Genomic DNA, 13,202 nt, shown 5'->3' on the forward strand with positions numbered 1-13,202 from the left:
GGCATGGGTGGTTCAAGGGTCCGGGGCATCATATAGGCCACCACCTCGGTCAGGGAGGCCATCCGTTCGCCTTGCATCTGGACTAATAGGCGTGCCAGGGTAACGGAGCATGAGCAAAAAGGAAGGGGTTGTGTCCAAGACCTTTCTTATGAAGCGCTTTTCCCGGAATCCCTGCCTGCCTCCAGTGCAGGGAGCGCAACGGAATGTAGGGGAATGGGCTGAAGGCTTAGCATGTTAAGTGAGCTATAAAAATATTTTTATAGCTCATTGTTTTATCATATATTGAGCCATATATTAAAGCAATATAGCTCATGGCTTGGAATTGGCAACATAAGGATTGGCCCGGTTTTACATATGACAAGGAAGTTTTGACCGCTTACGAAAAGGATTTTCTTCAAAAAGCAGGGATCTTATATGGCAGCTTAAGGCATATAGATAATGAAGGGCAGGATGTGCTAAAGGTGATGTTAATGAGTGATGAGGCCTATAAAACCTCTGAAATAGAAGGAGAGCTGCTAAACAAGGATTCTTTACAGTCCTCCATTAGAAAACATTTCGGGTTAAAAGGGGAGCACAGACGTGTTTCACCTGCTGAATATGGGGTGTCGGAAATGATGGTCGATCTGTACAAACACTATCAAGGCCCGTTATCCCATGAGCAATTATATAAATGGCACGGGATGTTGACCAATGGACGGCATGATTTATTGGATATGGAAAGCTACCGAACCCATGAAGACCCCATGCAGGTTATATCCGGGGCTATGGACCGTCCCAAGGTCCATTTTGAAGCACCGCCTTCCCACCGTGTAAAAAAGGAAATGGATGACTTTATAAGATGGTTTAACACAGCGGAAAAGGGAAAGGATGCCCTTGAGCCACTAACCCGCGCCGGTATTGCCCACCTCTATTTCGAGAGCATACACCCCTTTGAGGACGGAAACGGAAGGATAGGACGTGCCATTTCAGAAAAAGCACTATCGCAAAGTTTACAAAGACCGACATTGATTGCGATTTCCCACACCATAGAACGCCATAAAAAAAAGTATTATGAAGCCCTCCACCGGAACAGTATCGGTTTGGACATAACCCATTGGTTGGAATATTTCTGTGAAATGGTTTTACAGGCACAGGACCACACGCAGGGTATGATAGACTTTCTTATTGAAAAAGCAAAGTTTTACCAACGTTTTGAAGGCATGCTAAACGAAAGGCAGGAAAAAGTGGTCGCCCGTATGTTCAGGGAAGGTGTTAACGGGTTTAAGGGTGGATTGAGTGCCGACAACTACATCCGTATTACAGGGACCACGGCATCCACTGCAACACGGGATTTGCAGAAACTGGTGCAGTTGGGGGCATTCCTAAAAACAGGGGAACGGAAAGGCACTCGGTATTACCTGAACATCAACCGCTCAAGTGCCGTTATGTAAAATTCATTAATTTTATACCATGCCAACCATTTACGACACCCCTCCAATAGAAGTCCAGCAAGACCTAGAATTGCTAAAACAGGATTTAGACCAAAAAATCCCTGCCAAGCAACTGGACAGGAACTTGCTCATAGCCACTTGGAACATCAGGGTTTTTTGGAAACCTCACCCGTAAATGGGACAGTAATGATGAGGACAGCCCCAAGCGGGACCTACACTCAATACTCTGCATGGCCGAAATCATCAGCCGTTTTGATGTCATCGCAATACAAGAAGTAAAAGCCAACATTAGGGCATTAAGGGACACCCTAAAAGTATTGGGAAGTAATTGGTCGCTTATCCTTACCGATGTGGCCAAAGGCGATTCGGGCAATGGGGAACGGATGGCCTACCTGATGTCGGACCATTATCCCCTTTGGGCTGAGTTTAGGGTGTGATTTTTGAGAGGGTTTTCACGGGTTTAACCCGCCTCTAGTTTGTGTGAACATATAAACCTCTCAAAAAAAACAGTATAAAAAAAACCTACCCTTTCGGGTAGGCTATGTTAAACCACACGATGGTGCTATAGCTCAAAGCTAATGATTTCCTTTTCAAGCTCCCCCTTTCGGGTTTCCAAAGTGGATTACAAATGTGTTGAGACCAACTTGATAAGGTTGGAATTGGTGGTCTTGAATTCCATCCCATGGGAATCCCTTAAATAAAAGGAACTGGAATCGCCTTGGTTGTAATTGAACTTGGTGAGTTCATTCAAGGTCTGCACCAGTCGTTCCCTTTGGGTGGCCAATCCACGCAATTTCTCAAATTTTTGGATACGGTCATCCAGGTTTACGGAAGCCTTATTGGTTTTTACTGCCTCTTTGACCTTTGCAGATGCAGGTGATTTACCGATGGCTTCTTTAGTCAACTTCTTTTTTACTTCATTTTTGGATGAAGCGGCTTGCTTTTTTGCAATCCCGTTTTGTTTTACTGTTGTTGCCATAATTGAAAAATTTTAAGTTAAACAATAATTAAAGTTTTGGATGCCCTTGGCAAGGTGCTGTCCAAAACAGGGCAACAACCGGTACACCTATGGCAAAGGCAAGGCACGGGCGGTTATTTTTCTTCGAAAAATGTTCGGCGTCCCGAAGGGCTTGGCCTTGCAAATGCGGCTGGTGTGTGGCTACCTTTGCCAATGGTTTGGGATGCACTGCCAAAGCTTGGCGAAAGTTAAAAGGTGTTTAGTTGGAATTTTGTGGCAGTTAAAACATAAAAGGACATATAAAATGATTATCAAAATGCTGTCTTTAAAAGATGGCAGTATGATTTTGAAAAACCACAATTGGAACAATTTTTAACTCATTCAAACAAATAGTAAAGGTTTTCGTTCAGATGGGACGAGACATCCTCACAGTTGGTCAATAGTCAATAAAAACGATTTAGTAGGTTGGATTTTAGAATAAAAAAACGTGTGGGAACAACGGTAGTCGTTGCGTAAGCCTATAATTTTTAAAATCATAAGATACATATGGATCCTTTTTAGGGCTTTTATTTTGTAGCGTAATTTATGCAACCTAAAATTAGAGAGCCTAAAAATGTTTAAAATATGTTGTATGAGCGTTTTTACAACAAAATGAAGTTCTTGTATGCTTGCTGCCCCGCTTTTAGTGTGTTTTTCTATAAACTTCAGATATTTTTTAAGGTTATAGGCAATGGCCGAGAGCTGCATACACTTATTGGCCTGTTTTAACCCAATGGTATTTACTTTTCGCAAGCCCATAAACTGGGTCAATGTCCCAAAAACGGGTTCTACCGTGACTTATCAAGAATTATGTTCAACCCTATTTACAGCGTTTATTCCCAATTTTCATTTCTCATTAGTATTTGTACGTTGTTTTTTTGATTTCCAGGAAAATGAATACCGTAACTTCACCCCGTACGCCAACATACGCACATTATCGGCATAGGAAGAACCCATTTCTTTGTTTGTTGATGTAAAAATAGAATTGTATTCAAAGACTTCCGGTTGGGGGGTATTGTACACAATTAGGTTTTCGTTTGTTGTGGTTTTATGTATTTCGTTAAGGCCATATTCCAGAAAAAACCCTACAAAAACTTTACTGTTCCCCCTGACAACTTGCTTTATTCCCGCTTCCAACAACAGGCTGAACGAAGTCTCTAAATCAAGATCTTTTTTACCACTATCTATTCGGTTTCTTTGGCCAAAACCCATAAACATTGGTCCCTCCAATTCAGCATCCCACCGGGGGTAATATCCACTGGTTCGCAAGCTTTGCATTTGGACTTGGTATTGTGCATTTATCGGAAAACCAGCTTTGACCCCGCCCATAGCATAAAACCCGGTAACGGCCCGGGTTTGGTAGCGTATCGTAAGCGGGATATTGATAAAGGAGGCATATTGATTCTCTATATAGTTTTCAGCTTGGTATTGAAAAATAAAGGGATCACCTTCCATATCGACAGTTTCATAACTATCCTGCAAACTGTAATAGGAAGCTTGGCTCCGGTAGGATTGGAATTCCCCGCCGATACCAATACTCCAATGTCCGTTCAAGCCATAGGAATAAGAAACCCCCACTTGACCACCGGTTTCCCCTGTATGGCTTCCCTTATTTAGTTTATAATCCAAGTAAGAAAAAATCCCCATTCCATAAATGGACAGTTCATTCTTATCCTGGCCATATCCAAATTGAATACAACAAAGACAAAAAACAATAAAGGTTTTACAACTAAAATTACACATAATCGCTTTGTTTTTCTTTAGAAATTTACTCACTAAGTGAGCCTTAAAATGCCTCGGGAACTTGCCCCCAGGTTTTTCATTCTACAATAATTTTAAAAGACGCCTGGTGTTTGTTTGTTTTGCACATAATAAGATACATGCCCGATGCCATATTGTGCATCGGTACGAAGGTTTCTTTTTTGATCGTCCGGTATTGTGCTAAACCTTTACCGGTAAGCGAATAAATATTTATCTGCATACCGTTTTGTAGTTCTGCCATTGGGAAATCTGCATATACCCGAATGTGCGCTGCGTTTTTTACAGGATTGGGCGAAATATCTACGGAATACTCCATATCGCTAAGTTCCACTTGAAAAGTACAGGGTTGCAATACCATACCGTTCTCCGTGGTCATTTCTACCCGATACGCAGCCGTAGGATCCAGCTGATCCGTGCTGTTGTCTCCAGCGGAATAATACTGCCCGGTACCGATAAGCTGGTTGTTTTTATACCATTGGTAAGCCACAAAACGGTAGCCGCCATTGGTTTCCGGATTGTTGTTGACCATCAGGACATTATTGAATTTTTGAACAATAATATCTTCAAAAGAGAGTCGCTTTTCCACCCTTATCAGGTAGGTTTTTGTGCTGCTGCCGTCCTGCGAGGTAATCTGTACTTCTTGAGTATAAATACCCGGTTTTGGAACGGCTATTTCAAAGGTATGTCCAGGGATTACCTGTGCATTGACCTCGGTTTCGATGTGTACAGCAACAACATTGCCCGTAAAATCGCAATCGGCTGTGTAGTGGATTTCCGGACCGGGGTTTTCATAAACCTGGTCTTCCACTTGAATGTTATGCATGGACGCATCCGGGTCCCGACTGTTGATCTGCAACACTTGTATCACCTCATCGGCAGGAAGGTAATTATCGTTCCCTTCTTGCTGTGCGGTAATCTCCACAAGGCCCGATGTCAATAACATAACCAAACCTGAAGCACTTACATCGGCTGGCGGAGTATCGGCATTGTAGTCAAAGATGTAGCTTACCTGTAGGCCGGAGGTGGTTATCGCTTCTAACTGGAAATCGTCATCGTCTTCCAAATACTTGATGGGAAGCGGGTCAAATAGAATTTCCTGCGGGGCTTTTTCGATGGTCAATACGGCCGTCAAGGTAATCGCTTCACAATTGACCGCAGTCGCCGGCGGGGCGATTTCCGCCGTAATGGTATAGGTTCCGGCGTCAGTAGCTCCGTTGGGAACTCCGATATCGGGGCTGGTGGTATAAGAAACGCTAGCACCGGTTGGCAAATTGTTGACCGTTATGGTATGTACATTTCCGTCATAGGTTACAGTAGTATCATCAAAAGTTACCTGATCCAAAGGCGAAGGTAATACCACTACATTTTGTGTTTGCGAACTCGTATTGCCATTACCATCGTCGTAATTCCACGTAATTGTATAAGTTCCTTGGTCGGTATAGCTCAATGGGTCATTGGTCGTGGCGTTAATGCTTCCTTCGCAATTATCCGTAGCTGTAAGAATTGGGATATCGACAGCGGTTATTTCGCATTCCTTTTCAATATCCGGTAAATTCGCCACATCGGGAACGGGAGCTGTAATATCGTTGACAATAATGGTTTGTGTTTGCGAACCGGTATTGCCGTTGCCGTCATCATATTCCCAGGTAATCGTATAACTTCCTTGAGCGGTATAACTCAACAGGGCGGTGGTCGTTGCATTGATATTTCCCGTACAGTTGTCCGTGGCCGTGGGAATCGGAATATCGGCAGCGGTCACTGCACACTCCATTTCAATGTCCGGTAAGTTCGCTACATCGGGAACGGGAGCTGTAACATCTTCTATAATAACATTCTGCGTTTGCGTATCGGCATTTCCGTATGGGTCTTCATACGTCCACGTAATCACGGTAGTGCCTTGCGTGCTAATCGGGAATGTGGCATCATTGGTTACGGTTACTGTTACACCGCAATTGTCCGTGGCGGTTGGCGGAGTAATGTCGCTTTCCAAAACTTCACATTGGGCGGTAATATCCGCTAAGTTTGGGCTATCCGGAGTTGGGGCAAGGTTATCTTCCACAGTAACCGTAGCTTCACAAGTGGTGGTTGCTCCGTTCTGATCTTCTACGGTAAGCGTTACCGTCTGTTCGCCGAGATCATCGCAATCAAAATCAGTACGGTCTATACTCAGGATCACCGGCCCTTCATCGTCATACGAGCCGTTGTCAATGTCTTCAGCAATGATACTCACTTCACCATTAGCATCCAAAGTCACCGTGATGTCTTGGCAATTGGCTACGGGAGGTGTATTCTCTTCCCCTTGGTATTCATAAGCCCCCATATCGATTACACCATTATTGGCGAAGTCATCCACTCGAGGGTTCCCCGCCAAATCCACATCGTTGGCCAAATTGCCGCCGGCAGTGGTATAGAGCCCGCTATCGCCGGCATTGATGGCGGGGCTGGTATCGATAAGGCTATAGTTGCCGCTTGCGGCATCGGTAAAAATATCGTCTGCCGTTAGGCTTGTGGCATCGATATTCCCGTCAGTAGTATCGCTACTGCCCATAATAATACTGTTTCGTGGGGTGTAAGAACCGACGATGCTATTAATTAGGGTATTCCACACAATACTGTTGGTAATGTTTACTAAACCCATATCATTATATATTCCATCACCCTCATTTCCTGCAGTATTGTTGGCGAGAGTTACATTAATTAACTCAGATGTGCCAAAATTATATATCCCCCCGCCGTTTTGGGTCGATGTATTTCCAGAAATTTCCACATTGACCATGACCAGATCGATTAGACCGGAAATACCGCCACCATTGATAGCGGTATTTCCGGAAACCTTGACATTGGTCAGACTGATTGTACCTATATTAGCTATCCCGCCACCATCCAAGTTGGCCCTATTTCCGAAAATGGCCACATTGGTCAGGAAAAATGTACCGGTGCCCCTATTATATATCCCGCCACCATCAAAGTTGGCCCTATTTTCTGAAATATTCATATTGGTCAGGCTTAGTGAAGAACTATTTTTATGTATCCCGCCACCTTGTTGCTTGTTAATATTTTCCCCATTAACGAAAAAATTGTTATTATTTCCATTTGCATTCCCACCGCTTAGGGTAAAACCGTCCACCAAGGCATTGCCAACATCGTTTGCAGCGATGAGGACGTGGTAGGCGTTGTCGGAGTTATCGCCGTCTGTACCGAGGTCGCCACTTAAAATAGAGCCCCCTCCGGCTCCCTCTGTGGAGGAGGGAACGATGCGGTTGTCTGTAAGGTCGTCTATGCCGTTATCCGGATCAAAACCGCCATACAGTTGTACGTTTTTCACCATTACAAAAGCATTGTCGCGGTTGCCGTTTTGGTCGTATTGTTCATCTGCGGCGTTGTAGAAGGGTTTGTAGGTGCCTGTGGCCACCCATACCTGTAAGGAGTCGTTGGCCAGCCAATTGTTATCGGCATCGTGTTGCTCTCTTGCCCATTTGAGGGCATTGGCGAGATCGGGAATGGCGTTTGCCCATGAGGAGCCGTCGCCGTCGGTATAGTTTGGGCCGGCTTCATCTACGTTTATATCGACATAAAGCACGCCATTGGTGGGGATAAAGCTAAAGGGTTCGCCCTGGTATTCGTAGGCACCCATATCGATGACATCATCGTCCGGCTCGCCGTCATACACCCTCGGGTTCCCCGCCAAATCCACTTCGGCTCCGCTCAGTGCCCCCATGGCGTCTATCCAGAGTTGGTTGTCGCCCGTATTGATGGCGGGGCTTTTGAAATGGAAGCTAAAGTCGCCGTTTGCGGCATCGGTAAAAATATCGTCTGCCGTCAGGTCTGTGGCATCGATATTGCCTGTACCGCTATAATCGGTTTGGTCTTGTACCAGGCTGTATTCCGTATCGGATAATTGCCCCTCTACCCCGTTTCCAAAAATAATGGAATTACGGATAACAGGCGTACCAGAAGCATTATACCATTCACTGCCATTATTAGATGCTGTATTTCCACTAATGCTTACATTGGTCAAACTTGGAGAAGAACCCTGGTTGTATAATCCGCCGCCATTTTGATCTGCCGCGTTATTGCTAATCTCTACATTAATCAGGCTTGGAGAAGAATTGGAGGTATTATACATTCCGCCTCCATAAATAGCCGCTCTGTTTCCAGAAATAAATGTGTTTGACAGCGTAGGACTGCCTTGATTATTATAGACACCTGCTCCGGAACAACCCGGGGTATTGACCGTAGTATTACAGGTTTGTGCATACCCTGCGGTAATGGTAAAGCCGTCCAACAGTGCGGTGTTGTCTGTACCGGAACCGTTTACCACCGTATAGCTGTTGTCGCCTTGTATTTGGGTATTGGGGGCGGTAATAATATCGGTCGCATCATCGGTGTCGATATCACCGCTTAAAATACTGGTGTTGGTGGCAAAGTCACGTAAAGTGAGCTCGTAAGTAGCTGGTTCGTTTCCGGCAAAGCCACCGTATAGTTCCACGCCGTTGACCAATTGGAACGTGGCATCGCGGTCGGTGGCATCAGCTGTGGGGGTATATTTGCCTTTTGCCACCCAGATTTGCAGGGTACCGTCTGTGGTCGCATCCCAGTCGGTTGCCGCCCAGCTTAGGGCATCCCGCAGCTCGGGGAGGGCGTTTTCCCAGCTGTTGCCCGTGGGTTGGTATCCCGTAGCGGTTTGGTTGACCTCTTGGTTAACGTAGAGGATGTTGTTGGCATCGGGGACAATAGTTAACTTTAGTTTTATTACCCATACATCGTCAAATCCTTGGTTTCCGGAAGTGATGTCCCCATTGTTGGAAGTGGTATATCCGGCAAGGATATAGCTGCCGTTACCGGTGGGGGATATGGAACGGGCATAATCTTGAGCTGAACCTCCGTAGGTTTGCTCCCAGGCTAAACTTCCGTCACTATCTAATTTTACTACCCATACATCGAGACTTCCTTGGTTTCCGGAAGTGATGTCCCCATTGTTGGAAGAGGTGAATCCGGCAAGGATATAGCCGCCGTCACCGGTGGGGGATATGGAATAGGCTTCATCACCAGCTGAACCTCCGTAGGTTTGCTCCCAGGCTAAACTTCCGTTACTCTCTAATTTTACTACCCATACATCGAGACTTCCTTGGTTTCCGGAAGTGATGTCCCCATTGTTGGAACGGGTACGTCCGACAAGTATATAGCCGCCGTCATCGGTTGGGGATATGGAATAGGCATAATCATCAGCTGAACCTCCGTAGGTTTGCTCCCAGGCTATGGTTCCGTCACTATCTAATTTTACTACCCATACATCGGCACTTCCTTGGTTTCCGGAAGTGATGTCCCCATTGTTGGAAAAGGTCCTTCCGGCAAGGATATAGCCGCCGTCACCGGTGAGGGATATGGATTGGGCATAATCACCAGCTGAACCTCCATAGGTTTGCTCCCAGGCTATGGTTCCATTACTGTCTAATTTTACTACCCATACATCGGCACTTCCTTGGTTTCCGGAAGTGATGTCCCCATCATTGGAAGAGGTGGACCCGGCAAGGATATAGCCGCCGTCACCGGTGGGGGATATGGAATAGGCTTCATCACCAGCTGAACCTCCGTAGGTTTGCTCCCAGGCTAAACTTCCGTTACTCTCTAATTTTACTACCCATACATCGAGACTTCCTTGGTTTCCGGAAGTGATGTCCCCATTGTTGGAAGAGGTGAATCCGGCAAGGATATAGCCGCCGTCACCGGTGGGGGATATGGAATGGACATAATCAGCACCTGAACCTCCGTAGGTTTGCTCCCAGGCTATGGTTCCGTTACTGTTTAATTTTACTACCCATACATCGTTAGCTCCTTGGTTTCCGGAAGTGATGTCCCCATCATCGGAGAGGGTGAATCCGGCAAGGATATAGCCGCCGTCACCGGTGGGGGATATGGAATGGGCATAATCACCAGCTGAACCTCCATGGGTTTGCTCCCAGTCTATGGTTTGCCCCATCAGCCCGTTGCCGGCAAATAACAGGATGAGCAAACAATGTAAACCCAACGCTGTTTTGAAAGTAGCGGTAAACCAGTAATAAACGGCTTGAAATTCAAAGTAAAAGTGTTTCATTGGTTTTGTGTTTTTTGCACCGTAAAAGGATACCTGTTTACGCGAATTAAGGGTTAAGAATTGGTTTTAAAAAGCAAGTTGTAAGCTTACCAAAAATGTGAATCATCAGCCCATTTGTTGACCTAACCTTGCTTGCATTTTGTATCTGTGTTTTTTCATTAATCGATAGAATTCCCCGACGCTCTGCGTCGGTGGTTTAGAGGAAAGTTTGAAAACCTAAGGTTTTCATCAAACTAAAAATAAACTTTCTTCCGTTGAATACCTCGATGGCTCTGCCTCGAGGATTATTTAATTCTTAGCCTGTCTGCCTGCACCGCCTTCTGTTACATAGCGGATGGTTTGCGCCGTAATGGCATTTCCCAAAAACAACATAGCAAACAGTATGGTGAAAACTGTTTTTGCCTAGATAACAAACATGTAATAAATGTGAAAAGCCCAAAATTATATAACCCCCTTATTTTTCCCGTCATAAAAGCGGGTGGTTTTCGGGTAGTTTCACCAAATAATTTATAAATTCGTTATCCTAATGGCCTGTGGTTGAAACAACCCGGTTCATTCTATCTGTTCAAAATAACGCTTGTTACGAAAACTTAAGCACTATGTTTCATCCCTTTCTAATGAGAACCAAACTTAAAAGGGCCTGTACGATTGGGAAATTGTTGCTGTTGTCATATCTGTTCACTTCCTGTTCAACGCATAGTGAGGTAGATTTTCACTTTTTTAACGACAACGATGCTCTTATTGCGAACAACAACTGGGCAACAAAATACCTCTACCACCAAAAAACTACTCGTTTTATCAATAACGGGATAGAAAATGGCCTGTACTATCTTTATTTCCCTGCCGACAGTGTTCCATACACTTTACAGTTTGCTTCGCAACACATTACGGTTGAATCTGCAATTCAGGGAAAAGACACACTAAAAAACACCGGACAACTAAGGTACCCTGTTTACAAGCTTTCCGGTAATAGCCCTGCCTGGTTTAAAATCAATTGCCAGAAAGAAGGGTATATTCCGGTATGGTATTATCCCGGCAACAGTTTTTACAAAGCGCAAAGTCATGAAGTTTTGATTATTGGCCTGTATTATGGGCTGGCCGTAACCGTTATTCTGTTTAACCTGTTGTTTTATTTGATTACCAAAGAGGTCTCCTTCTTCTATTATTCGCTGTTTACACTGAGCATATCACTTGCGCTCTGGTATACCGATGGTATGTTTCAGTTCATGGCAATGCCTGCATGGTTTATTCATTATTTCGAGATTGTACTGCATCCTTTGGTGGCCTTATCGGGAGGATTTTTCGCAATAAACTTTTTACATTTAAAAAACTATATACCGCATATCCGTTTGATTGGATGGATAATCTGGGCGCCTTTGCCCGTATTGTCGGTGCTGTATTTGCTTACCGGACATTCGTTCTGTTTCCTGCTGCTTGAGGCATATACGCTGGCAGTACTTACCTTTTATTGGTTACTTGGGGTTATCTACACCAAAAAACTGTTTTATGCCCGTTTGTTTGTAGCCGCTTATTTTTTAATCCTGATATTGGCTATTGATTTTTACCTGGCAAAACTGCTGGGGTTTCAGTTTATGGACATTGAGCCGGGGACGTTAAAATTGGGGGGTGTATTTGAAATGTCTTTGCTCACATACACCGTTTATTACCGGATGAACAAGATCAAGGCAGAAGTAGCAGGGATGAAACAACAAATAGCGAAATATGTAAAGGAAATTATGTTGTTGCAAAGCAATTCAGATCCATCAAAAAATATAGAAACCTCCTTCATATGGGCAGACCTTTCCCATCGTGAAAGGGAAGTGGCCAAACTTGTGGCAAAAGGCAAAACCAATCAAGAAATTGCAAATGAATTGTTTGTCTCGAAAAACACGGTTAAATACCACATCAAAAATATTTTTGACAAACTGGGCATTCAATCAAGGAAGAAGCTGACATTGGCCGCAAATGGTTTACAGCCAACCAAAGAGTCCGCCAGACCGACAAAATAGCCTATGGGTTGATTGACACAGGATTGATTCCGTAAAAAAGAAAGGGGTATGTCTTTAAGCATTAAGGGGCACACCGGCATTTCCGGAACATCGTTGGCACATACTGGATTTTCCTGTTCTTTATCGACAATCCCCCCCGTTTTCCTAAATCTGGAGATTTTGATTACTGCTGCGCTGTATTTGGAATTAGCAGCAGATTCCACCTGCATCAAGCTGTCTCGGTAAAATAGGGCTTTTCTATAGTTGTCCGATTTTAGGTAGTCGCCCTAGACGGAATATAGATATGGCCTCTCTATGGATTCGTTCGTGATTATTGGCTAAGTCAGTTAGGGCATATCCTACGTTCTGCCTTGGCCTTTCTTTACCGATAGCTTGGAGTTTAAACCGAACCTTTTTATCCTTCCCATCTGCAAAAGCGATAAACTCCCCTTGCTTTAGCCTAAAAAACAAGTCCGCCCTCCGTTTGGACACCTCTTTTTCCCCTTTGGTAACACGGCTTTCATAACTGAGTCCGCTGCTTTTACTGATGCTCTTGGTCGGGGTTTTGATGATTTCAAAAAAACGTTCGTAGTATTTGGCAGTGTCCGGGTCGTTGACCTTTCCACTACCTTTCCGGTAATATTGGGTGAACATATAATATCCCTGAAAAAACAGCACAAAAAAAACCTGCTCTTTCGAGCAGGCTGTTTTAAACCTCTGGAAAGGTTATAGCTCAAAGTCCACAATCTCATTTTCCAGTTCCCCTTTTCGGGTCTCCAAGGTGGATTGCAGATGTGTTGCAACCAACTTGATCAGGTTGGAATTAGTGGTCTTGAATTCCATCCCGTGGGAATCCCTTAAATAAAAGGAACTGGAATCGCCTTGGTTGTAATTGAACTTGGTGAGTTCATTCAAGGTCTGCACCAGCCGTT

Annotated in this window: 7 protein-coding genes and 3 pseudogenes; 4 read left to right on the forward strand and 6 right to left on the reverse strand. The window is 44.5% G+C overall.

The annotated features are described in order from the left end of the window. The first annotated feature begins 311 nt into the window (after positions 1-311). Genes OOZ15_RS19070 through OOZ15_RS19080 form a run of 3 tightly spaced genes read left to right on the forward strand, consistent with a single transcriptional unit; the run spans position 312 to position 1,867 of the window. The gene (locus tag OOZ15_RS19070) at positions 312-1,430 is read left to right on the forward strand and encodes a Fic family protein (RefSeq protein ID WP_265958045.1); all 1,119 of its coding nucleotides are present in this window, start codon (positions 312-314) and stop codon (positions 1,428-1,430) included. Between the two features lie 19 nt (positions 1,431-1,449). Next, positions 1,450-1,605 carry a hypothetical protein gene (locus OOZ15_RS19075; RefSeq protein ID WP_265958046.1) on the forward strand — a complete coding sequence of 52 codons (156 nt, stop codon included), beginning with the start codon at positions 1,450-1,452 and terminating at the stop codon, positions 1,603-1,605. A 55-nt stretch (positions 1,606-1,660) separates the two neighbouring features. Further along, a complete protein-coding gene (locus OOZ15_RS19080; RefSeq protein WP_265958047.1) occupies positions 1,661-1,867 on the forward strand; it encodes an exonuclease/endonuclease/phosphatase family protein in 207 nt (68 codons plus the stop codon). A 185-nt stretch (positions 1,868-2,052) separates the two neighbouring features. On the opposite strand, the gene OOZ15_RS19085 is transcribed toward OOZ15_RS19080, so the two are convergent. The 4 genes and pseudogenes from OOZ15_RS19085 to OOZ15_RS19100 all read right to left on the reverse strand — a co-directional run bounded on the left by OOZ15_RS19085 (position 2,053) and on the right by OOZ15_RS19100 (position 10,282). Beyond that, the gene (locus OOZ15_RS19085) at positions 2,053-2,409 is read right to left on the reverse strand and encodes a hypothetical protein (protein WP_265958048.1); all 357 of its coding nucleotides are present in this window, start codon (positions 2,407-2,409) and stop codon (positions 2,053-2,055) included. A 647-nt stretch (positions 2,410-3,056) separates the two neighbouring features. Further along, a pseudogene (locus OOZ15_RS20535) lies at positions 3,057-3,222 on the reverse strand (transposase); the annotation flags it as partial. A gap of 51 nt (positions 3,223-3,273) precedes the next feature. Further along, the gene (locus OOZ15_RS19095) at positions 3,274-4,170 is read right to left on the reverse strand and encodes a hypothetical protein (protein ID WP_265958049.1); all 897 of its coding nucleotides are present in this window, start codon (positions 4,168-4,170) and stop codon (positions 3,274-3,276) included. A gap of 76 nt (positions 4,171-4,246) precedes the next feature. Further along, positions 4,247-10,282 (reverse strand): choice-of-anchor Q domain-containing protein, encoded by a 6,036-nt coding sequence (locus OOZ15_RS19100; RefSeq protein WP_265958050.1) that lies wholly within the window; start codon positions 10,280-10,282, stop codon positions 4,247-4,249. A 617-nt stretch (positions 10,283-10,899) separates the two neighbouring features. Here OOZ15_RS19100 and OOZ15_RS19105 point away from each other — a divergent pair. Continuing rightward, positions 10,900-12,291 (forward strand): LuxR C-terminal-related transcriptional regulator, encoded by a 1,392-nt coding sequence (locus OOZ15_RS19105; protein ID WP_265958051.1) that lies wholly within the window; start codon positions 10,900-10,902, stop codon positions 12,289-12,291. Positions 12,292-12,528: 237 nt separating this feature from the next. Here the strand turns inward: OOZ15_RS19105 and OOZ15_RS19110 are convergent. Together OOZ15_RS19110 and OOZ15_RS19115 are read right to left on the reverse strand one after the other, a co-directional pair. After that, positions 12,529-12,894, reverse strand: a pseudogene (locus OOZ15_RS19110) (type IV secretory system conjugative DNA transfer family protein); the annotation flags it as partial. Positions 12,895-12,996: 102 nt separating this feature from the next. Then, positions 12,997-13,202 (reverse strand): annotated as a pseudogene (locus tag OOZ15_RS19115) (hypothetical protein); the annotation flags it as partial.

The organism is Galbibacter kalidii (assembly GCF_026241135.1).
In the GTDB taxonomy this organism is placed as follows: domain Bacteria; phylum Bacteroidota; class Bacteroidia; order Flavobacteriales; family Flavobacteriaceae; genus Galbibacter.